This window comes from Oerskovia sp. NPDC056781 (assembly GCF_042789955.1).
Classification (GTDB): Bacteria; Actinomycetota; Actinomycetes; order Actinomycetales; family Cellulomonadaceae; genus Oerskovia; species Oerskovia rustica.
The window spans coordinates 7,668-30,469 of sequence record NZ_JBHUAD010000023.1; the positions used below are offsets into that span (position 1 = coordinate 7,668).

General features: G+C 76.1%; 10 protein-coding genes. All 10 read left to right on the forward strand.

Features of this window, described 5'->3' with window-relative positions:
* The first annotated feature begins 92 nt into the window (after nucleotides 1-92).
* Complete coding sequence (locus ACFRCR_RS03810) at nucleotides 93-1,121, forward strand: ABC transporter substrate-binding protein (protein WP_377675663.1); 1,029 nt, start codon at nucleotides 93-95, stop codon at nucleotides 1,119-1,121.
* Nucleotides 1,121-4,540 carry an amino acid adenylation domain-containing protein gene (locus ACFRCR_RS03815; RefSeq protein ID WP_377675664.1) on the forward strand — a complete coding sequence of 1,140 codons (3,420 nt, stop codon included), beginning with the start codon at nucleotides 1,121-1,123 and terminating at the stop codon, nucleotides 4,538-4,540. Before ACFRCR_RS03810 ends, ACFRCR_RS03815 begins: the two co-directional genes overlap by 1 nt.
* Complete coding sequence (locus tag ACFRCR_RS03820; RefSeq protein WP_377675665.1) at nucleotides 4,537-13,209, forward strand: condensation domain-containing protein; 8,673 nt, start codon at nucleotides 4,537-4,539, stop codon at nucleotides 13,207-13,209. The genes ACFRCR_RS03815 and ACFRCR_RS03820 overlap by 4 nt, the downstream gene beginning before the upstream one ends.
* Nucleotides 13,206-17,306, forward strand: a complete 4,101-nt coding sequence (locus tag ACFRCR_RS03825) for an amino acid adenylation domain-containing protein (protein WP_377675666.1) — start codon at nucleotides 13,206-13,208, stop codon at nucleotides 17,304-17,306. The genes ACFRCR_RS03820 and ACFRCR_RS03825 overlap by 4 nt, the downstream gene beginning before the upstream one ends.
* 3 nt (nucleotides 17,307-17,309) lie before the next feature.
* Nucleotides 17,310-17,555, forward strand: a complete 246-nt coding sequence (locus ACFRCR_RS03830; protein ID WP_377675667.1) for an MbtH family protein — start codon at nucleotides 17,310-17,312, stop codon at nucleotides 17,553-17,555.
* The gene (locus ACFRCR_RS03835; protein WP_377675668.1) at nucleotides 17,552-18,961 is read left to right on the forward strand and encodes an MFS transporter; all 1,410 of its coding nucleotides are present in this window, start codon (nucleotides 17,552-17,554) and stop codon (nucleotides 18,959-18,961) included. Before ACFRCR_RS03830 ends, ACFRCR_RS03835 begins: the two co-directional genes overlap by 4 nt.
* A complete protein-coding gene (locus ACFRCR_RS03840) occupies nucleotides 18,958-19,881 on the forward strand; it encodes a siderophore-interacting protein (protein WP_377675669.1) in 924 nt (307 codons plus the stop codon). The genes ACFRCR_RS03835 and ACFRCR_RS03840 overlap by 4 nt, the downstream gene beginning before the upstream one ends.
* Nucleotides 19,874-20,857 (forward strand): thioesterase II family protein, encoded by a 984-nt coding sequence (locus tag ACFRCR_RS03845; RefSeq protein ID WP_377675670.1) that lies wholly within the window; start codon nucleotides 19,874-19,876, stop codon nucleotides 20,855-20,857. The genes ACFRCR_RS03840 and ACFRCR_RS03845 overlap by 8 nt, the downstream gene beginning before the upstream one ends.
* Nucleotides 20,854-21,894, forward strand: coding sequence for a FecCD family ABC transporter permease (locus tag ACFRCR_RS03850; RefSeq protein ID WP_377675671.1), 1,041 nt, complete (start codon nucleotides 20,854-20,856; stop codon nucleotides 21,892-21,894). The genes ACFRCR_RS03845 and ACFRCR_RS03850 overlap by 4 nt, the downstream gene beginning before the upstream one ends.
* Nucleotides 21,891-22,802, forward strand: a 912-nt coding sequence (locus ACFRCR_RS03855) for a FecCD family ABC transporter permease (protein ID WP_377675672.1), incomplete at its 3' end; no start/stop codon positions are given. The genes ACFRCR_RS03850 and ACFRCR_RS03855, both read left to right, overlap by 4 nt.

Genomic DNA, 22,802 nt, shown 5'->3' on the forward strand with positions numbered 1-22,802 from the left:
GCACCGTCAGCCCTGCGCCGCCCCGCCGGCCCACGCACCACCCGCGATCCACCCCACGACCTCGCCAGACCCACCTCAAGGAGAACCCCAGCATGTCCAGCACCCGAACCCTCACCACCGCACGTGGCACCCGGACCTCCCGCGCGACCGCCTGGCTGCTCGTCCCGGCCCTCGCCGCGGTCCTTGCCGTGGGCGGGTGCGCGGGCGGCACGTCGGCGGCCGACGAGCCCGCCGGCTCCTCGGCCGAGGCGGGCACCCGCACGGTCGAGACCGCGTTCGGGAAGGTAGACATCCCCGTGGACCCGCAGCGCGTCGTCGCCCTCGAAGGCGGCACGGGGCCGCTCCTCGAGGCGGGCATCGTGCCCGTCGCGACCGCGGACGGCGACTGGGCCGAGTCGTACCTGCCCGAGGAGTTCGAGCAGGTCGCGGACCTGCCGATCGTGATGGGCGCGGACGGCTGGGACTACGAGAAGATCGCGTCGCTCAAGCCTGACCTGATCGTCGGGTTCGTGCGCGGTGGCAAGGAGAAGGAGCTCAGCGCCGAGAAGAAGGCCGACTTCGACAAGCTGTCGCAGATCGCCCCGACCGTCCTCATCCGGGCCACGGGCTCGGCGACGGTCAAGGACGCGTCGGTCGAGATCGCGACGGCGCTCGGAGCGGGCGAGGAGGCCGAGGCGACGAAGGCCGAGTACGAGGCGCGCGTCGCGGAGATCAAGGAGACGTACGGCGACGTCATCGCGGCCAACACGTTCGCGGGGCTCGACTCGTTCGAGGAGATCACGGTCTACTCGCAGATCTCCTGGATCGGCGGCATCCTCGCCGACATCGAGGCGCCCCTGCCGAAGGTCGTGGCCGAGGAGACGACCGAGAACGGCGCGTTCCTGTCCTACGAGCAGCTCGGCCAGGTCGCGGACGCGACCGTCGTGCTGACCGAGCAGACGGTCGACGGCCAGCCCGGCCCCGGCGCCGAGGAGCTCGAGGCCGCCTCGACCTACCGGTCGCTCCCTGCCGTGACCGCGGGGCACGCGTACGGCATCCGCTACTTCTTCGCGGACCGCTACAGCCTGGCGCTCGACGTCCTCGACCAGCTCGAGGTCGTGCTCAAGGACCTCCAGGGCTGATGACGACGTCCTCCGCCCCCGACCTCCTGCCCTCCGTGCCGCGCCCCGCAGCGGCGACAGCCTTCCCGCTCACGACCGCACAGCTCGGCGTGCTCGGCGCGCAGCTCGTGCGCCCAGACACGTCCGCGTTCGCGGTGGGCGAGGTCGTCGAGATCACGGGCGAGCTCGACACGGGCGTGCTCGCGCTCGCGGTCGAGCTGGTGGTCGGGGAGACGGAGGCGATGCGGACGGCGTTCGTGGTGTCGGACGACGTCGCGCAGGTCGTCCACCCGGCCGGCGGTCCCGCGCTCACGAGGGCGCGCGCGGACGCCGTGACCGGCGGCGTCCGGGTCCTCGACCTGTCGGGAGTCCCCGACGCCCGGGAGCGCGCAGCCGCTCTCGTCGAGGCGGACCGGGCGCTGCCCTTCGCGCTCGACGTCCCCGGCCTGGCGCGCCAGACGATCGTCCGCCTCGATGCCACGACCGTGTGGTGGTCCCTCGTGGTGCACCACGCGATCCTCGACGCGTACGGGATCACGCTCGTCGTGCGCCGCGTCGCCGAGGTCTTCACGGCGCTCACCTCGGGGCGCGACGTGGGCCCGAGCCCGTTCGGGAAGGTCGCGGACGTGGTGGCGGAGGAGAGCCGCTACGCGGCGTCCACCGAGCGGGAGCGGGACAGGGAGCACTGGGCCTCACGGGTGGGCGTCCTCGACGGTGGTCCCGGGAGCTTCAGCGAGGGGCCGCTCGCTGAGACCGTCGCCGGTCGGGTGCCGGTCGACGCCGTGGTGCGCGTCGCGCACGAGGCGGGCTGCGCCGTCGGGCCGCTCGAGGAGGTCGCCGCGCGGTCCGGGGCCGGCTGGCCCGACGTCGTCGCGGCCACCTTCGCGGTCCACCTCGCCCTCGTCGCGGGGCGTCGCCGCGTGAGCGTCGCGATGCCCGCCATGAACCGCATGGGGTCGGTCGCGGCGGTCGTGCCGACCATGCGGGTCAACGTCCTGCCGGTCGTGGTCGACGTCGCACCCGGGCAGCGTGTCGACGAGCTCGTGACGCAGGTGCGCGAGCGTGTGGGCGAGCTGCGGCGCCACGGGCGCTACCCGGCCGAGCAGATCGTGCGCGACGCAGGCTCGGCCGTGACCGCGGCCGAGCTCAACGTCAAGCTCTTCGACCACGACCTGCGCTTCGGCGCCGCCGTCGGCCGGCTGCGCAACGTGGCCGAGGGACCCGTCGACGACCTCGCGGTCTCGGTCGTGCGCGTCCCCGGGCCCGGCGGCGACGAGCTGCGCCTGGCGGGCACCGCGCCCGCCCGCCTCTTCACCGCGCCCGACGTCGCCGCTCGCCTGCGCGAGCTGGCCCACCTCCTCGAGAGCGTGGGCCGGGCCGCGCCCGACGCGCGGGTCGGGAGCCTCGGCCTCGCGCCCGCGGCGACCGAGGCCGCGATCGTGGCCGCCTCGACCGGCCCCGCGCTCCCCGGGGACGTGCTGCCCCCGCTCGCCGGGTCGCTGTTCGACCAGGCGGTGGCCCTGCGCGGGGACGCCGTGGCGCTCGTCGCGCGCGAGACCTCGACGTTCCGCGCGCTCGACGAGGCCGTCGCGCACCTCGCCGGACGCCTGGTCGCGGCCGGCGCCCGCTCCGACACGCTCGTCGCGATCGACCTGCCGCGCGGCACCGACTACGTCGTGACCCTGCTCGCGCTGCACCGTTGCGGGGCCGCCGCGCTCCTGCTCGACGACCGGACCCCGCCCGCGCGGCGCCTCGCGCTCGTCGACCGGCACGAGGCACGGCTCGTCGTCGCCGACGTGACCCCCGCTGCCGACCCGTCCCTCCACAGCGGCGACGGCTCCCTGTGGGCGGGGCGCGTCGTCGTCGGGCCGCGCGGGGACGCCGCCGCCCGGGGCGAGACGCCCCTGTGGCACGCGCTCGACGTACCCCGCGACGCGCTCGCCTACGTCCTGCACACCTCCGGCTCCACGGGCGAGCCCAAGGCCGTCGGGATCAGCCACGGCGCGCTCGCGCAGTTCCTCGCCTACCACCAGGAGCACGTCGTGCCGCGTGCCGGCCGGTACCCGGCCCCGGCGCAACGCGTCGCGCAGACCATGCCGCTCGTGTTCGACGGCTCGTGGGACACGCTGCTCACCCTGCTGCTGGGGCACGAGCTGCACCTGCTCGACGTCGAGCAGTACCGCGACCCCGGGACGCTCGTGGACCTCGTGGTCGAGCGCGGCATCCACCGCCTCGACCTCACGCCCACCGTCATGTCGGCCGTCGTCGAGGCCGGGCTGTTCGAGCACGACCACGGCCTGCGGACCGTGTCCGTGGGTGGGGAGGCCTGCCCGCCTGCGCTGTGGACCGCGCTGCGTGCACAGCCGGGCCTCGACGTCCTCAACCTGTACGGGCCCACCGAGTACACGGTCGACGCCGTGGGTGCGACGGGCGACGACGCGGACCAGCCCGTGATCGGGCGACCGCTCAGCGCCACCGCCGCCCTGGTGCTCGACCAGCACCTGCGGCCCGTGCCCGACGGCGTGGTCGGCGAGCTCTACCTCGCCGGCCCCCAGCTCGCGCGCGGCTACCTGCGCCGCCCCGACCTCACGGCCGAACGCTTCGTCGCGAACCCGTTCGGGACGGCGGGGGCGCGCATGTACCGCACGGGCGACCTCGCGCGCCGCGACACCGACGGGCTGCTGCACTACGTCGGTCGCCGCGACCACCAGGTCAAGGTCCGCGGGTACCGCGTCGAGCCCGGCGAGACCGAGGCCGCGCTGCTCGCGCTGCCCGGCGTCGCGCAGGCGACCGTGCAGGCGCGCAGGTCCGCGCTCGGCGCGCGCCTGGTGGCGTACGTCGTCGGCCCTGGGCTGTCGGGTGACGCGCTGCGCGCGGCGCTCGCGGACGTGCTGCCCGAGCACCTGGTGCCCTCGGCCGTCGTGGTGCTCGACGCGTTCCCGCTCACGACCAACGGCAAGCTCGACGTCGCGGCGCTGCCCGAGCCCGCGACTCTCTCGCCGAGGGTGACGGACCCGCCCGCCGAGGGCGACGGGATCTCTCGCCGAGGGCGACCGGACCTCCCGCCGACGGTGACCGCCGTGGCGCTCGCGTTCGCCTCGGCGCTCGACAGCGGCCCCGTCCCGCCCGGCGCCGACTTCTTCGCGCTCGGCGGCGACAGCATCCGCGCGATCCACGTCGTGGCGCGCCTGCGCGAGAAGGGCTGGCGGTCGAGCGTGCAGGACGTGTTCGAGCAGCGCACCGTCGTGGGCGTCGCCGACCGGCTGCGGCCGCTCGAACCCGTCGCGCCGACCGCTGGGCCGACCACACGGGCGACGGAGTCTCCAGGTGCTCGCGCCCCGGCCGCCGAAGCCCCGCTCCTCGACCTCGCGCCCGGCGACCTCGACCGCCTCGGCGCCCTCCTCGGCGACCGCCGACGCACACGGAAGGCACGACCATGAGCTCGACCGAGGCCATCGAGGCCGTCTGGCCCCTCACCGCGCTGCAGCGTGCGCTGACCGCGCACGCGGGGCTCACCGACGGCCACGACCCGTACGTCGGTCAGACCCTCGTCGAGCTGCGCGGCCCGCTCGACGGTCCCGCCCTCGAGCGCAGCCTCGACGCGCTCCTCGTGGCCCACCCGAACCTGCGCGCGGGCTTCGCGGTCGACGACGACCTGGACCCGGTCCAGTTCGTCCCCAGCCAGGCCACGGCCGAGGTCGTCTGGTACGACGCGGACGTCCCGGGCTCGGTGAGCGTGAGCGGTGCCGACGACGCTCTCGGGGCCGACCGCGCCCTGCGGGACGCGTCCCGTGCCGCGGCCGAGGCCGAGCGGTCGCTCCCGTTCGACCCGGCCGACCCGCCGCTCGTACGCTTCGGGGTCGTCTCGCTCGGCGCGGAGCACCACGTGCTGGTCGTCACGAGCCACCACCTGGTGCTCGACGGCTGGTCGATGCCGTTGCTCGTCCGCGAGGTCGCGCGGCTCTACGGTGCCGAGCTGTCCGAGGGTGACGACCCCACCCGCCGGGGGCGACCGGATCTCGCGCCGGCGGTGACCGACGCGTCGTCGACGGTGACCCACGCGTCGCCGACGGTGACCGACTCGCCCGCCGAGGGTGACGCCCTCGCCCCCGCCCGGGGCCGGTTCGTCGACCACCTCGTGTGGCTGGGACGGCAGGACGCCGAGGCTGCCCGTGCGCACTGGCGAGACGCCCTCGCCGACGTCGAGCCGTCCCGCTGGCCCGTGACCGACGCGTGGACGGCGACGGACGTCACGTCCCCGGACGCGTTCACGACCTACCGGACCCTCGACACGACCGCCGTCGAGGCGATCCGCGGGGGAGCCCGCGCCCAGGGCGTCACGTCGGCCACGCTCGTGCGCGCCGCCTGGGGCCTGACCGTCGCGGCCCATGCAGGGTCGACCTGCGCGACCTTCGCCGTCCCGGTCGCGCTCCGCAGCCCCGAGGTCGAGCACGCCGACGAGATCGTCGGGATGCTCACCGAGTCGGTCGTGGCGCGGGTCGACGCCGACGCGGCCACGACCCTCGGTGAGGTCGTCGCCGACCACGCCCGCCGGTGGAACGCCTCGTGGGACCACCAGCACGTCGGGCTGCGCGGCGTCCAGGCGGCGACAGGGTCCGAGACCCCCGTCGCGACGACGCTCGTGTCGTTCGAGCAGGCGCCCGGCGCCGGCGTGGTCGCGCCGACGAACGTCGGCCTCGAGCCCGTGCGCCTGCGCGTGCTCGCGACCCACGACGCCACGCACTTCCCCCTCGCACTCGCGGTCGACGCCGGACCCGACACGTGGGACCTCGCCCTCGACGCGCACGCGGCCGCCTTCACGGCGACGGCCGCAGACGCTCTCCTCGCGACGTTCGAGCGGATCCTCCTCGCGAGCGCCACGATCCCGGGCGCGCGGGTCGCGAGCCTCGACCTGGTCCTGCGGCGTCCCGCCGCCCCGACCTCGGGCGGTGCGGCCACCGCACCCACCGCGGGCGCACCCGCCGCGTCGGCCACCGCACCCACCGCGGGCGCACCCGCCGCGTCGGCCACCGCGCCCACCGCGGGCGCACCCGCCGCGTCGGCCGCCGCCCCGGCAGCCGGCCGCGCGCAGACGAGCCGCCCGGCCCTCGTGACCGAGGTCCTCGCCGACTCGATCGCGCGCCAACCGCACGCGGGCGCGCTGGTCGTCGGGGACAGACGGTGGACGTTCGCCGAGCTCGACCTCGCGGTCACGCGCGCCGCGCGTCGCCTCACGGCGTGCGGGGCCCGACCGGGCGACGCGCTCGCGATCGACCTGCCGCGCGACGAGAGGATCGTGCACGTGATCCTCGCGGCCCTCCGCCGCGGCCTGGCCGTGACGCCCCTGCCGCACGGGGCGCCCGAGCGTCGCGCGCACGTCCTGAGGATCAGCGGTGCGCGGCTCCTGTGGGACGAGGACGGGCCGCGCCCCCTCGACACGGCGCCCGTGCCCGCCCGCCGAGCGACGGACGCACCCGGGACGAACACCGCCGTCTGGCCCGACGACGCGCCTGCGGCGGCCCGAACGCCCGAGCCGAGCACCGCCGTCGGGCACGACCTGCCGCCCGCCCCCGACGCCGCGACCCTGCGCGCGTGCGTCGGCAGCATCATCTTCACGTCCGGGTCGACGGGCGAGCCCAAGGGCGTGGCCGTGGGCCAGGACGCGCTCGCGCACCTGCTGGACCGGCACCGCACCGAGCTCTACCCGCAGGGCGAGCGTCTGCGTGTCGCGCACACCGCGGCGTTCTCGTTCGACGCGCACTACGACGCGTTCCTCGCGCTCGCCGCGGGGCACGAGCTGCACGTGCTCGACGAGGACGTGTTCCTCGACCCGGTCGCACTGCGCGACTACGCGGCCGAGCACGCGATCGACTACCTCGACTTCACGCCGACCGTCTGGGGTGCACTGCTCGCGGGCGCCGACTGGACGCGTCTGCCGCGGATCTGCGTCGCGGGCGGCGAGGCGTTCGGGCCTGCGCTGTGGACGCGTATGCGGGAGCTCGCGGCGCCCACGGGTGCCCGCGTCGTCAACCTGTACGGGCCGACCGAGGCGACCGTCGACGCCCTCGCGGCCGACGTCGCGGACACGGTCGAGCCCGTCGTCGGGCGACCCGTGGGGCGCACGCAGGCCGTGGTGCTCGATGCCGCGCTGCGCGAGGTCCCCGCCGGCACCGTGGGCGAGCTGTACCTCGCCGGACCGCAGCTCGCCGAGGCGTACCTGGGGCGCGCGGGCCTGACCGCGAGCCGCTTCGTCGCCCGGCCCTGCGGGGCCGCGGGGGAGCGCATGTACCGCACGGGCGACCTCGCCCGCCGCGGCGAGGACGGCACCCTGAGCCTGCTCGGCCGCAACGACGACCAGATCTCGCTGCACGGCTTCCGCATCGAACCGGGCGAGGTCGAGCAGGCGCTCGTGGCGCTCGACGGCGTGGCCGAGGCCGCGGTCGTGCTCACCGAGCACCCGCGCTGGGGTGATCGGCTGGTGGCGTACCTGACGGGAGCGGACCTCGACCCCGAGGTCCTGCGCGCCGCGGCCGCGGACCGCCTCGCGCGTCACCTCGTGCCGACCGCGTTCGTCGTGCTCGACGCCCTGCCGCTGACGCGCCACGGCAAGCTCGACCGCCGTGCGCTGCCCGCGCCCGACTGGGACGGGTCGCGGACCTCCGGGGGTGGGGGCGGCGGCACCGCGTCCGCGGGGCGCCCCGCTGCCGAGCCGACGCCCGTCGAGGCGCAGGTCCGCGCGGCCGCCGCGCGCGTGCTGGGCGGGGAGGGCGTGGGTCTCGACGAGAGCTTCTTCACCGCGGGCGGCGACAGCATCGACGCGCTCCAGCTCATCGCCGCGCTGCGCCGCGAGGGGCTCGTCCTCTCGCCCGCCGACCTGTTCGCGGCGCGCACGCCGCGCGAGATGGCGCGGCGCGTCCGGCCCGACGGCGCCGCGTCCGCTGGTGGGTCCACCACCTCGGGTGCGGGGGCGGCCGGGGCCGCCGACGTGCTCGTGGCGCTGACCGCCGCGCAGGCCGTCGCGTTCGACGAGCACGTGCGCGCGGTCGTGGCCGGTGCGACCCGCGTCGTCGACGTGCTGCCCCTGACCCCGACCCAGCTCGGCATGGTCGCCGAGGCCGCGCGTGACGCGGCCGACGCCTACCGCACCACGACCCGGTTCACCGTGACCGGGCTGGGCGACGACGGGACGGCGCGGGTCGCGGGCGCGGTGCAGGCGCTCGTGGGCCGCCACGCGAACCTGCGGGGCGGCGTGCTCCAGCTCGACCTGCCGGTGCCGGTCTTCTTCGTGCCCGACGCTGCCGGGGTCCCCGTCGCCGAGCGAGACGGCCGCGGGCTCGACCCGGTGGCGCTGGCCGCCCTGCTCGACGAGGTGGACCTCGCCGAGCGTTCGCGGCTGGGCGACCTGTCGCTCGCGCCGCTCGTGTCGGGCGCGGTCGTGCGGACGGGGGAGGACGAGCACGTCCTGGTCCTCGCGATGCACCACCTGCTGACCGACGGCTGGTCCGTGCCGCTCCTGGCGCAGGACCTGCGGAGGACCCTCACGTCGGGCGCTGGGTCAGGCGCTGCGGTGGACGTCGGGGCGGACCGGGTGGGGACGGGCGAGCCGACCTTCCGTGACTACCTGACGTGGCTGCGTGAGGCCGAGTCCACCCGTGCCGAGGTCGAGGCTCTCTGGCGGGCGGAGCTCGCCGGGCTCGAGGAGCCGTCGCTGCTGGGGGTGCACCCTGCCGGCGCGCCGACGGTGACCGACTCACCCGCCGACGGTGACGCTCGCGTCGTCACGACGCTCCCCACGGGAGCGGAAGGGCTCCGTGCGGCTGCCCGTCGCGCCGAGGTCACCCTCGCGACCGTCGTCCAGACGGCATGGGGCCTCGTCGTCGCGGCGTTGACCGGGCGGCCCGAGGCCGTCGTGGGCTCGACGGTCGCGGGTCGCCCGACCGACCTCGGCGGCGCCGATCGCATCATCGGCATGTTCGTGAGCTCGTCGCCGGTCCGGGTCCCGGCCGGCGCGCACCTCACCGCCGACGCGCTGCTCCAGGACGTCCAGGCGCGACAGGCCCGCCTGCTCGACGCCCACCACGTGGGCCTTGCGTCGATCGCCCGGATCGCCGGTCACTCGCTGTTCGACACCCTCGTGGTCGTCGAGAGCTACCCGCGCGCGACGGCCGCGGTCGACATCGAAGGGGACACGGTCACCCTCGACACGAGTGCCGGTCACCCCCGGAAGGCAGGCGCGTCACCCTCGGCGGGTGGGGACGTCACCCTCGGCGGGCGAGCACGTCCCCCTCGGCCCGTCGAGGTCGTCCCCACCGGTGGCCACGACGCGACGCACTACCCCGTGACCGTCACCGTCCTGCCCTCCGCGGACGGCGGGCTCACGATCGAGCTCGAGGAGCGTCCCGGCACGCTCGACCCCGCAGTCAGCGCCGTCCTCCCGGCCGCGCTCACCGCGGCGGTCGAGCACCTGGCCCGCGGCGGCGCCCTCCCGACGGCGCACGCCCTCGTCGGTGAGGTGCGCGTCCCACGCCCGGCCGCCGCCGAGCCCGCCCCCCGCACCGAGTCCCGGCCCGTACCCCGGGCCGACGCCCAGGGCGACGCGAACGTGCCGGCGAGCGGCGCCGTCGGGCCGCACGACCACCACGCGGACGAGCGCACCGAGCATGTCCGTGCCGAGATCGCCCGGGTCCTGGGCGACGACGTCGGCCCGACGACCGACTTCTTCGCCGCGGGCGGCGACAGCATCAGCGCGATGCAGCTCGTCGGCGCGCTGCGCGGACGGGGGCTGTCCGTGACGGTCGGTGCGGTCTTCGCGGGCCGCACGCCCGCGGGCATCGCCCTCGCCGCGACCGAGGTCGCGCCCGCTCCCGCACGACCGGCCGCCCGCACCGCCGACGTCGCCGAGTCGGGCGACCTGCCGCTCACCCCCGCGCTCGCGTGGCTCCTGGAGACCGGCGGCGACCACCGAGGGTTCGTCCAGGTGCGCGTCCTGCGCACGCCCGCCGGCCTCACCGAGGACGCGCTGCGGGCGGCTCTCGGGGACCTCGTGGAGGCCCACGGTGCGCTGCGTCTCGCGGTGCACGACGGCGTCGCGCGCGTCCTCGACGCGGCCTCGCCCGTCGTCGTGACCGGGTCGGGCGACGTCCTGCACGTCACCGACGGCGGTCTCGCCGAGGCGCTGCGTGGCGCGGCGGGACGGGTCGACCCGGCGACGGGACGGGTCCTGCGCGCGGTCTGGGACCGGGGGACGCGCGAGCTGGCCCTCGTGGCTCACCACGTCGCGGTCGACGCCGTGTCGTGGCGCATCCTCGTGGACGACCTGCGGACGCTCGTCGCGGGTGGTTCGTTGCCGCCCGCGTCGGCGAGCCTGCGGGCCGCGGCGTCGGCCCTGCACGACGAGGCCACGCACCGGGCGGGCGAGCTGCCCGCGTGGGTCGACGTGCACGCCGGCGAGGCCGTCTCGCTGACGGCTCGACCGCTCGACCCGGCGCTCGACACCGTGTCGAGCGCTCGCGAGGTCGTCGTGCGTCTCGGTGCCGACGACACCCGGCTCCTGCTGGGGCTTGCCCCCGAGCACCGCACGGACCACGTGCTGCTCGCGGCGTTGTCGCTCGCCGCGGCGGACGTGGCGGCTGCCGGCACGGCATCCGCCGACGCAGCATCGGACGCGGCAGCTGACGTGGTGCCGGGCGCGTCGCGGGCCGGCGCGGACCTCGTGGTCGAGACCGAGGGGCACGGTCGACGCCTCGACGGCGAGGGCCCGGACCTGTCGCGCACGGTCGGCTGGTTCACCACGACCTGGCCGCTGCGCCTCGCCGCCGTACCCGGAGCCGCGCCGACCGCGCACCTGCGAGCCACGGCCCGCCAGGCCGCCACGGTCCCGGGGGACGGGCGGGCGTACGGCCTGCTGCGTCACCTGGCGCCGGGCGCGTCGGCGGCGTTGCGTGACGCCGCGACGGCCTGCCCGCCGCAGGTCCTCGTGAACTACCTGGGGCGTGAGACGGAGAGCGCCGACGACTGGGGGAGCGCGGCCGACGCCGCGCACGTCGAGTCCGCGCTCGGCCTGCACGCCGACCTGCCCCTGTCGCACCCGGTCGAGCTCAACGCGTACGTGGCCGACGGTCCGGTGCCCGAGCTCGTGGCGCGCTGGCTCCTGGCCCCCGCGGTGACCGGGAACGGTGAGGCGTCACCCTCGGCGGACGGGGGCGCCGGGTCGGCGACGGTCCCGTTGATCGACGCGTGGGTCCAGCACCTGCGCGCGCTCGTCCGCGGGGCCGTCGCCGAGGCGGCCCAGGTCGCTGACTCCGACGTCCCAGCGACGACGATCCCCACGGGCGCTCCGTGGCCGCTCACCCCCGTCCAGCGCGGCATGGTCCTGCACGCCCTGGAGGCGCCGGTCGACCGGTACACGAGCGCGATCGACGTGGGGCTCGACGGCCCGCTCGACGTCGCCGCGCTGCGTGCGGCGGCCGCAGACGTCCTCGCGGCCCACCCGCAGCTCCGCCTCGCGGTCGCGGCACGCGGGCCGCAGGACGTGGGCCTCGTCGTCACGGACGTCACCGAGGCCCCGCTGCGCGAGGTCACGCTGCCCGACGGCGGCGCCCACCCTGACGCCGTGCGCCGAGCCCTCGAGGAGATCATGGCCGACGAGCTCGACCGTCCGTTCGACCTGGCGCGCCCGCCGCTGCTGCGGCTCGTCGTCGTCCGGGTCGGCTCCCACGAGGGCGCCCGGCACCGGCTCGTCGTGACCAACCACCACGTGCTGCTCGACGGCTGGTCGGTGCCGTTCCTCGTCGACCTCCTGCTGGGGGCGTACGTGCGCCGCGTCGGTGCGCCCGCGGGAGCGACGCGGTCGGGCCCGCCGACGGGGCTGGTCCTGCCCACGCCGAGCACGGCCTGGCAGCTCTCACGGCGCCTCGCGCGGCGCGACGCCGGCGCGGTGGACGTGTGGCGAGACGCCCTCGTCGGGGTGCGGCCCGTGCGCGTGGCCGAGCCCGAGGACGCGGGTGAGCGCCCGGCCGTCCTGCACGCGACGCCCGAGGGCCTGGGCACCCGGCTCGTCGCGGCCGCACGGGCCGCGCAGGTCACGACGGTCGACGTCGTGACCTCGGCCTGGGGGCTCGTGCTCGCCGCCCTCACGGAGGAGCGCGACGTCCTCACGGGGACGACCGTCGCCGGGCGGCCCGCGGAGATCGAGGGCGCGCACGACGTGCTCGGGATGTTCGTCAACACGGTGCCCGTGCGGATCGCGGTCCGAGGGCCGGAGGACAGCGCGACCTGGACCCTCGCGGACCTGGTCCGCTCGGTCCACGAGCGGCAGGCGCGCCTGCGGGACGTCGACCACGTCGCTCTCGCGGACGTGCAGCGCGCACTCGGGGTCGGCGAGCTGTTCGACACGCTGCTCGTGGTCGAGAACTACCCGCGCGACGCCGACGCCCAGCCGGGTGCCGGGGCCGGGCTGCGGATCACCGACGTCCAGGGCGACGACCGCACGCAGTACCCGCTCGCGCTGACCGTCGACGCGTCCGAGGGGCTGAGCGTGCAGCTCGACCACCTGGCGTCGGTGCCCGCCGATCGGGCCGGGGCGGCGCTCGCGGCTGTGGTCGAGGTGCTCGGGCTGCTGGCCGACGCCCCCTCGACGCCCGTCGAGGACGTGCTGGCCGGGCTCGCGGAGCGACACCCCGCGCTACGCGGGCGCGCAGTGGCCGGGCCGCCCGGGGTCCCCGTCTCCAGGGCGGACGCGCCCGAGGGCGCACCCGTCGTCGTCGTCCGCGAGGTCTTCGCAGAGGCGCTGGGCGTGCGGCGCGTGGCCGACGACGACAACTTCTTCGCCCTGGGCGGTGACTCGATCGTCGCGATGAAGGTCACGACGACGCTCCGCGCGCGGGGCTGGACGGTCGACCCGCGCTCGGTCTTCGCGGCGCCGACCCCGGCCACGCTCGCGCTGCGGGCCCGCCCCACCGCCGTGCCTGCCACCACCGCCGCCGTGCCCGGACCAGCGAGCCCTCGTGACCACGCCGGTCCTGACAGCCCCCCGCTCGTCTCCCCGCTCCTCGCGATGTCCGCGAGCGAGCTCGGCGACCTCGACGACCTGATGAGGAACCTGACATGACCACGACCGACGAGCGCACCACCCCCGCTCCCACGATCGCCGAGGTCCTGCCCCTGGCGCCGCTCCAGGAGGGCCTGCTCTTCCACGCGGTCTCGGAGGACACGGGCCTCGACGTCTACACGATGCAGTCGACGTACCGGTTCCCGGGCGGCGTCGACGAGCCCGCGATGCAGCGCGCGTGCGAGTCGCTGCTGCGGCGGCACGCGGTCCTGCGCGCGGGTTTCGCGCACGAGCGCTTCGCGCGTCCGGTGCAGTTCGTGCCGACGGCGGTCACGGTCCCGTGGCGCGTCCAGGACCTCTCCGACCTCGGGGTCGCCGCGCGTGCCGCGGCCCTCGACCGGCTCCAGTACGACGAGCGCCAGCGCCGCTTCACCATGGACCGCCCGCCGCTCATCCGCTTCGTCCTCGTGCGGCTCGGGGAGCACGGCGCCGCGCTCGTCGTCACGAACCACCACATCCTGCTCGACGGCTGGTCCGACGCGCTGCTCGTGACCGAGCTCCTGCGGCACTACGCCGCGGGCGGCGAGGACGCGAGCCTCCCGCCCGCCCCGCAGTTCCGCGACTACCTCGCGTGGGTCGCGGCGCAGGACGACGACGCGGCGGCGAGGGCGTGGGACGTCTCGCTGTCAGGCCTCGTGGAGGGGACGCTCGTCGCCCCGCCGGACCCGCGCCGTCGGGCGTCGATGCCCGAGGTCGTCGAGCGTGACCTCGACCCCACCCTCTCGCTCGCCGTGCTCGCCCTGGCGCGCACGTGCGCGGTGTCCGTCAGCACGCTCTACTCGGCCACGTGGGCGCTCGCGCTGCGCTCGGTCACGGGGAGCGACGACATCGTGTTCGGCAGCACCGTCTCGGGTCGTCCGCCGGCGCTCGCGGGCGTCGAGGAGATGGTCGGGCTGTTCCTCAACACCGTGCCCGTACGGCTCGCGACGCGCCCCGGCGAGCCGTTCCGCGACCTCGTGCGCCGCTTCCAGTCGGAGCAGGCCGAGCTCATGGACCACCACCACGTGAGCCTGGGCGAGCTGCAGCGCCGAGCGGGCGTCGGGACGCTGTTCGACACGCTCTACGTCATGCGCAACACGCCCGAGGACGACGCCGAGCTCGACCGCCTCAGCGCGGCGGTGGGCCTCGAGGACGTCGAGGGCGGCGACGCCACGCACTACCCGCTGACGTTCGTGGTCCACCCCGGGCAGCCGTACCGGCTGATCCTGTCGCACCGCACCGACGTCGTGGACGCCGCCCGGGCGAGCGCCCTGCTCGACCAGGTCGAGGCGGTCCTGCGCCGCGCCGTGGGCGAGCCGGGTGCTCCGGTCGCCCGGGTCGCAGCGGTGCCCGACGACGTCGCGCCCCTCCTCCTGTCACGCGGCGTCCGCGCGGCGCAGGACGTCGGCGACGACTCGTTGCTCGACCTGCTGGACCGGGCCGTCGCCGCTCACCCGCAGCGCACCGCGCTGGTCCACGGCACCGGCTCGGTGACGTTCGCCCGTCTCGGTGAGCGCGTCGACCGGCTCGCGCGCGCGCTGGTCTCGGCCGGTGCGGGGCCCGAGGACGTCGTGGCGCTCGCGGTGCCGCGCGGGATCGACTTCGTCGTCGCGTTGTTCGCGACCCTGCGGGCCGGGGCGGCGTACGTGCCGCTCGACGCCGCGCACCCGGCCGAACGGCTGTGCGCGATCGTCGAGGCGGCAGGTGCTCGCGCCGTGGTGCTGGACGAGTCGTTCCGGGGTCTCGTGGGGCCGGTGCTGGCGGGCCGCGCGGTCGTGCCGGCGGTGACGCACACGTCCCCCGAGGGTGACGCGAACCCGGCCCGGGGCGACGACCCGTGGCCCGCCTACCGCCACGACCGCCTCGCGTACGTCATGTACACGTCGGGCTCGACGGGCGAGCCCAAGGGCGTGGCGGTCGAGCACGGGGGGCTGGTCAACATGCTGCGCAACCACCGGACGGAGATCTTCGACCCGCTCGTCGCCTCCCGCCCGGCCGAGCTCCGCGGAGAGCCGGTCCGGGTCGCGCACACGGTCTCGTTCGCGTTCGACATGTCGTGGGAGGAGCTGCTGTGGCTCGTCGACGGCCACGAGGTGCACCTGCTCGACGAGGCCGTTCGACGCGACCCGCACGCGATGGCGACGTACTGCGCGGCGGAGCGGATCGACGTCGTCAACGTGACGCCCTCGGTGTGCTCCGCGCTCCTCGCGGAGGGTCTGCTCGACGAGGGCCGGTACCGCCCGGGCCTCGTGCTGCTGGGAGGCGAGGCCGTGGGTGCGGAGGTGTGGGACGCGATCGTCGCCACCCCGGGGACGCGCGGCTACAACCTGTACGGCCCGACCGAGTACACGATCAACACGCTGGGCGGCGGCACGGACGAGAGCCGGCGCCCGACCGTCGGGCGTCCCATCGCCAACACGTCGGTGTACGTCCTGGACTCGGGGCTCGCGCCCGTGCCCGACGGCACGCCGGGCGAGCTGTACGTGAGCGGGATCGGGCTCGCCCGCGGGTATCACGGGGCGCCCGGGCTGAGCGCCGAGCGGTTCGTCGCCGACCCGTTCGGGGTGCCGGGTGCGCGCATGTACCGCACGGGCGACGTCGTGCGCCGCAGGCCCGACGGGCAGCTCGACTTCCTGGGGCGCAGCGACGGTCAGGTCAAGATCCGGGGCTACCGGGTCGAGCCGGGGGAGTCGCAGGCGGTGCTGGCGCGCGACCCGCGGGTCGCGCAGTGCGCCGTGGTCGCGCGCCGGGGCGTCGGGGACGGTCACGTCCTCGTGGGCTACGTGGTGCTCGCCGAGACCTCCGACGGCGACACGGCTCTGCTGACCGACGTCCTGCGGACCATGCGCCGAACGATTCCCGACCACCTGGTCCCGTCGGCCCTCGTCCCGCTCGACGAGCTGCCGCTGACACCGCACGCCAAGCTCGACGTCCGGCGCCTGCCCGCTCCCGACCTCACGCGCGTGGGCGGGCGCGAGCCCCGGACCGACCTCGAGCGCGAGCTCTGTGCGATCTTCGCCGAGGTCCTGGGCGTGACGACCTTCGGCGCCGACGACGACTTCTACGCCGCGGGGGGGCACTCGCTCCTGGCGATGCGTGCGGTCTCGATGGTCCGCACGCGGCTGGGGCGCCCGCTCAGCGTCGGCGTCCTCGTGACCGCTCCGACGGTCGAGGCGATCGTCGCGCACTGGGACGCCCCGGAGACCGACCCGTTCGCGGGCACGCTCACCCTGCGCGCCCCCTCACCCGGGAGCGGGACCGCACCGCTCTTCTGCTTCGCCCCGGCGGGCGGCCTCGGATGGTCCTTCGCGTCGCTCGTCCCGCACGTCCCGGCCGGGACGGCGGTGCACGCGCTCCAGTCGCCACGTCTCGCAGGGCCCGACGGCGTCCCCTCCTCGCTCGTCGACCTCGCCGAGCAGTCGCTCCGGTCGGTGCGCGAGGTGGCGCCGCGGGGGCCGTACCACCTGCTCGGCTACTCGTTCGGGGCCCACCTGGCCCACCTGGTGGCTACCCGCCTGCAGGAGGCGGGGGACGTCGTCGCGAGCCTGACGATGCTCGACGCCGAGGCCGTCGTGCCCGGGGTGGGCGGCGCCGTCGGGCAGGGTGGTCACCCTCGGCGGGGGAACGCGTCACCGTCGGCGGAGGGCACCGAGGACGACGCCGACGATCTCGCCAGCGTCGAGGTCGACGCCCTGCGGTCGCTGCTCGCCGCCGGCGGCGCCGACCCCGACCTGTTCGCCGCGCCCACGCGCGACGACGTCCTCGACGTCCTGGCCGACGCGCCCGGTGCCTGGGGCGACCTCGACGAGGACGGGCTCGCCGCGGTCGTCGACACCTACCTGTACTCGTGCGACCTCATGGGCCAGGCCAGCTACACGCCGTTCCGGGGCGACCTGCTGCTGTTCACGGCGCACGAGGGCGCCGACCGCCAAGACCTCACCGCCCAGCGTGACGCCTGGGCCCCGCACGTGACCGGCACCGTGACCCAGCACGCGGTCCTCGCGGGCCACCACGACATGGTGTCGCCCGCGGCGATCGGCCAGCTCGGCCCGGTCCTCGCGCGACACCTGTCCCAGGCCCCCGCAGCCACCCGACCCAGCACCGACGAGAGGCACTGACCCATGAACCCCTTCGACGACTCCGAGGGCACCTTCCTGGTGCTCGTCAACGACGAGCAGCAGCACTCCCTGTGGCCCGAGTTCGCGGCAGTCCCGCCCGGGTGGGACGTCGTGCTGGGTGCCTCGACGCGCGCGGTCGCGCTCGCGTACGTCGACGCGCACTGGACCGACCTGCGCCCCGCTAGCCTGCGCCGCGTGCTCGACGGCGCCGCTCCCTCGGGGCCCCGGACCACGACGACGGCGACGTGAGCGCCTCGGGCCTCTTCTCCGCGCTCGCCCTGGACCTGTCGCCGCTGCGCGCGAGCCGCAGCTTCCGCCTGCTGTTCGCCGGGCGCGTCGTGTCCCTGCTGGGGCTCGGCATGCTGGTGGTGGCGCTGCCCGTGCAGGTCTACGCGCTCACGGGCACGTCGCTGCACGTCGCGGGCGTCAACACGACCCTCGGCGTCGCGGCGTTCGCGGGGACGCTCGTCGCGGGCGTCGTCGCCGACCGCATGGACCGGCGCCGCGTCATCCTGTGGTCGCGCTCGGCCGCGATCGTGGGATTCGCCGCGCTGCTCGTGAACTCGCTCGCCGAGTCGCCCTCGGTCGCCGCGATCTACGCCGTCGCGGCGTGGGACGGACTGGCGGGCGGGTTCAGCGTGGTCGCGCTCGCGGCCGCGGTGCCGTCGCTCGTGCCGCGCGGCCAGCTTCCCGCGGTCGCGGCGCTCCAGGCGATCTCGCTCGACCTGGGCGCGGTCGTGTCCCCGCTCGTCGCGGGGATCGCGATCGCGCACGGCGGGTCGAGCCTCGCGTTCGGGGTCGTGGTCGTCGCCAGCGTCGTGAGCCTGGGCTTCCTGGTGCGCCTCCCGGCACTGCCCCCGGGCGGCGGGGAGGAGGATCCGGTCGTGCTCGACGGCGCCGGCGCGCCCGAGCGTGACGGCGCACCGCCAGCCGGGGCCGGGACAGCCACGACCACCCGACCCCCGCGCCCGTGGGACGACCTGGTCGAGGGGCTGCGCTTCGTCATGACCGACCGCGTGATCGGCGGCATCATCCTGCTGGGCTTCGTCCAGATCCTGTTCGCGTCCCCGCACGTGCTCGTCCCCGAGCTGGTCGACAAGCAGCTCGGGGCGGGACCCGAGGTCGTGGGGCTGCTCTTCAGCGCCCCCGCCGTCGGCGCGCTCGTCGCGACGCTCACGAGCGGGTGGACCGGGCGCGTCCGGCGCACGGGCCGCGTCCTGCTGATCGTGTTCGCGGCCTCGGGCGCCGGGGTCGCGATGCTCGGCCTGTCGCAGTCGGTCGTGCTCGCGGTCGTCGCGATGACCCTGGTCGGGGCGGGCGACGTCCTGGGCGAGATCCTGCGGTTCACGCTGCTCTACGAGCGCACGCCCGACCACCTACGAGGCCGGGTGAGCGCGCTGTGGACCGCGCAGGGCACCGCGGGCGACGCGCTCGGCGGCCCGCTGCTGACCCTGATCGCCCGGGCCCTCGGCGCGGGTGGCTCGATCGCCGTGGGCGGGGCGCTCGCGGCCGTCGCCACGGGCCTCGTCGCGCTCGCGGTTCCCGGGCTGCGTCGCGCGGTCACCGAGCCGGACCCGGTCCTCGACGACCCCCACGAACCTTCCCCCCAGCCCGTCGACGCGACCGTCGGCACCACCCGAGGAGAGAACGCATGACCAGCACCACGAGCAGGCCCGACACGACCGAGCAGGACACGGCGCCGCAGGCCCCGGTGGGCTCCGTCGAGCAGGTGACCCTCCTGACGCACCCGCTGCGCCCGCGCCTGCTGACGGTCTCGGCCGTCGAGCAGATCGCGGCGCGCATGGTCCGGGTCCGCCTCACGGGCGAGGACCTCGAGGACTTCGTGACCGTGGCCCCCGAGGACCACGTCAAGCTCTTCCTGCCGACCGAGGCGGGCGGGACCCCGGAGATGCCGCAGGTGGTCGACGACCGCTGGGTCGGCGGCCGCCACCTCACGAGCCGCGACTACACGGTGCGGTCCTTCGACCGTGGCGCGCGCACGCTCGACATCGACCTCGTGGTCCACGAGCACGGGATCGCGGGTCGGTGGGCGGGACGCGCGCAGGTCGGCGACCGGGTCGGCGTCCTGGGACCGCGCGGCTCGTTCCTGGTGAACGACGTGTTCGACTGGTACGTCTTCGCGATCGACGAGACGGCCCTGCCGGCCGCGGCGCGCTGGCTCTCGACGCTGCGTCCCGAGGTCCCCGTCACGGTCTTCGTCGAGGTCCAGGACGAGGGCGACGTGCTGCCGCTCGCGTCGGTCGCGGACGTCGAGGTCACGTGGCTCTTCCGCGAGGACCGCGCGCCGGGCACGACGTCGCTGCTCGCCGACGCGGTGCGCGGCACCGAGCTGCCGCCCGGCAACGGGTTCGTGTGGGTCGCGGGGGAGTCGCTCTCGATCAAGCCGCTGCGCCGCTACCTCAAGAACGAGGTGGGGCTGGGCCGCGACAACTTCGACGTCGACGGGTACTGGCGCAAGGGCGTCGCGGACCACGACCACCACGGCGACGACACCGACGAGTCGGAGGCCGTGCCCGTCGCCTCGTCCGAGGCCGATGGCACCCCTCGTGACTGACGGGCAGACCGACGTGCCACACGGCGCCCAGCTGCGCGTCCTCGCCTCGCCCCCGGAGGCGACCTGGCGGGTCGTGGTGTGCCCGCACGCGGGTGGCGCCGCGAGCTACTACCGGCGGCTCGTCCTCGCCCGCGACCGAGGGGTCGGCGGGGCCCCCGGGAGCCCGAGGGGGTCGTCGGCACCGTTCGCGTCGGCCCCCGAGGTCGTGGCCGTGCAGTACCCGGGCCGCGAGACGCGTTTCGGCGAGCCGCCCGTGCAGACCATGACCGACCTCCTCGCGGACGTCGCGGGCCCCGTGCGTGCGCTCCTTGCCGACGACGTCCCCACGGTCCTGCTCGGGCACAGCCTCGGAGCGTCGGTCGCGGTCCGCGTCGCGGCCGGCCTCGGGCCGGGGGAGGCCCCGGACCTGCTCGTGGTCTCGGGTCGTGCGACGCGTGCCGACCGGCCGCGGTCCGGCGGCAGGGACGGGGACGGGAGCGACGTCGTCGGGCCGGGGAGGCTCACCGCGCGCGACGACTCCGCGCTGCGGACGTGGATCACCGCGCTGGGCGGGACGCCGCCCGAGCTGCTCGCCGACGCCGAGTTCTTCGCGCTGCACGCGCGCGTCCTGCGTGCCGACCTCGCGGTCCACGACTCGCTCGGGACCGCCGCGGCGGGGGAGGCCACGGAGATCACGGCGCCGCTCCTGCTGCTCGCCGGGTCCGACGACGTCGCGTCCCCGCCCGAGGCCGTCGCGCCCTGGGCGGAGCGTGCCCGGGCGGGCGTCCGACGGAGGGTCGTCGAGGGCGGGCACTTCTTCGTGGGCGACCGTGCACCGGAGGTGGTCGAGGCGTTGCGGGTCGCGCTGACGGCCGTCGCGGCGGGCACCTATGCGGACCAGGTCGCCCGCCTGGCCGCCGAGGAACGGTGGGTGTGGTCGCGCGAGATCGTCGCCGCGGACCTGCGGCGGCTCGCGGACGCGGGGGCGGCGTCGTGAGCGGCACGCTCGCCCCGGTCGCCGCGCCGCGCACGGGACGCGGCCGGGGCGGCAGACTGCCCCTCGTGGGGGCAGCGCTCGTGCTCGCGCTCCTGGGCGCGGTCGCCGCGAGCGTCGCGTTCGGGTCGCAGCCCGTGCCGTTGCCCGACGTGCTCGCCGTCCTGCGCGCTCCGGGCACGAGCGAGGCCTCCGCGATCGTGTGGGACATGCGCGTGCCGCGCACGCTCCTGGGGCTGCTCGTCGGGATCGCGCTCGGGGTGGCGGGTGCGCTCACCCAGGCGCACACCCGCAACCCGCTCGCCGACCCCGGTCTGCTGGGGGTGACGTCGGGGGCCGCGTGCGCCGTGGTGCTCGCGATCCACGCGGGTGTCACGAGCCCGTCGGGGGCCGTGGGCTTCGCGCTCGTCGGCGCGCTGTGCGCCGGGGGGATCGTCGTGGTCCTCTCCCAGCGCATCCGTGTCCTCGCGCCGGGCGTCACGCTCGTCCTCACGGGGTCGATCGTCACGGCGCTGCTCGCGTCGATCACGTCGGGGGTGCTGCTGCTCGACCGCACGACCATGGACGTGTTCCGGTTCTGGAGCATCGGGTCGCTCGTGGGACGCGGCCCCGAGGTCATCTGGACCGTCGCGCCCTTCCTCCTGCTCGGGCTGGTGCTCGCGGTCGTCAACGCGCCGACCCTCGGGGCCCTCGAGATGGGAGACCAGCTCGGTGTCACGCTCGGACGGCACGTCGTGCGCGACCGGGCCGTGGGCCTGCTGGCCGTGACCCTGCTCGCGGGCGCCGCGACGGCCGCGTGCGGGTCGATCGCCTTCGTCGGCCTCGCGGCGACGCACGCCGCGACGCGGCTCGGGCTCGGGGGACCCGCCTGGCGCGTCCCGGTCGCCGGCCTGTGCGGCGCCGTCCTGGTCCTGGCGGCCGACGTCGTCGGACGCCTCGCCCCCGCGACCTCGGAGGTCCAGGTCGGCATCGTCATCGCGCTCGTCGGTGCCCCGTTGTTCGTCGTCCTCGCCCGTGGCTACCTGGGAGACCGATCGTGACCACCACCCTGCCGGGGAACACCCCGGGGAACAGGCGGGCCGACGAGCCGTCACGGCTGGACCGGGGTGTCCACGGGCCTGGCCCCGACGAGCCGTCGGCCCCCACGGGATGGCGACACGTGCTCCGGCGTGCTCTCCGGCCGCTGCGCCGGCACCCGGGCAGCCGCAGGCAGGCGCTGGTCGGGGCCGGGCTCGTGGTCCTGCTCCTCGTCCTGCTCGTCGCGTCGATCGTGGTGGGCGAGTACGTGCTGCATGCGGGGGACGTGGTCCGGACGCTGCTCGGCGCCGGGGACCCGGCCGACCGGTTCGTGGTCCTGGGCCTGCGCGCGCCGCGGGCCGCGACCGCGATCGTCGTGGGCTTCGCCCTGGGGGCGGCCGGGGCGATCACGCAGTCGGTGGCCCGCAACCCGCTCGCGAGCCCCGACATCCTGGGCGTCACGGCCGGTGCGACGGCCGCCGCCGTCGCGGCGATCGTGCTCGCAGGCACCGGCGCCATGAGCGGCTTCCTCGTCACGGCCGGCCTGCCGGTCGTCGCCGTCCTGGGTGGGCTCGGCGCGACCGCCCTCGTGTGCCTGCTCGCATGGCGTGGCGGGATCGAGGGGTACCGGCTGGTGCTCGTGGGGCTCGGGGTCAACGCCGGGGCGTCGGCGATCACGTCGTGGATGCTGGTCCGCGCCGAGCTGCCCGACCTCAACGCCGCCCTCATCTGGATGACCGGAAGCCTCAACCGGGCGAGCTTCGAGGTCGCCGGGCCCGTCGCGGTGGTGGTCGTGGTCACGGTCGTGGTCAGCGCGCTCTCGACCCGGTGGCTCGCGATCCTGCGCTTCGACCAGCGCGTGATCGTGGGGCTGGGCGTGCGACGGTCGGCGGCCCAGCTGCTGCAGATCGCCCTGGCCGTGGTCCTGGCG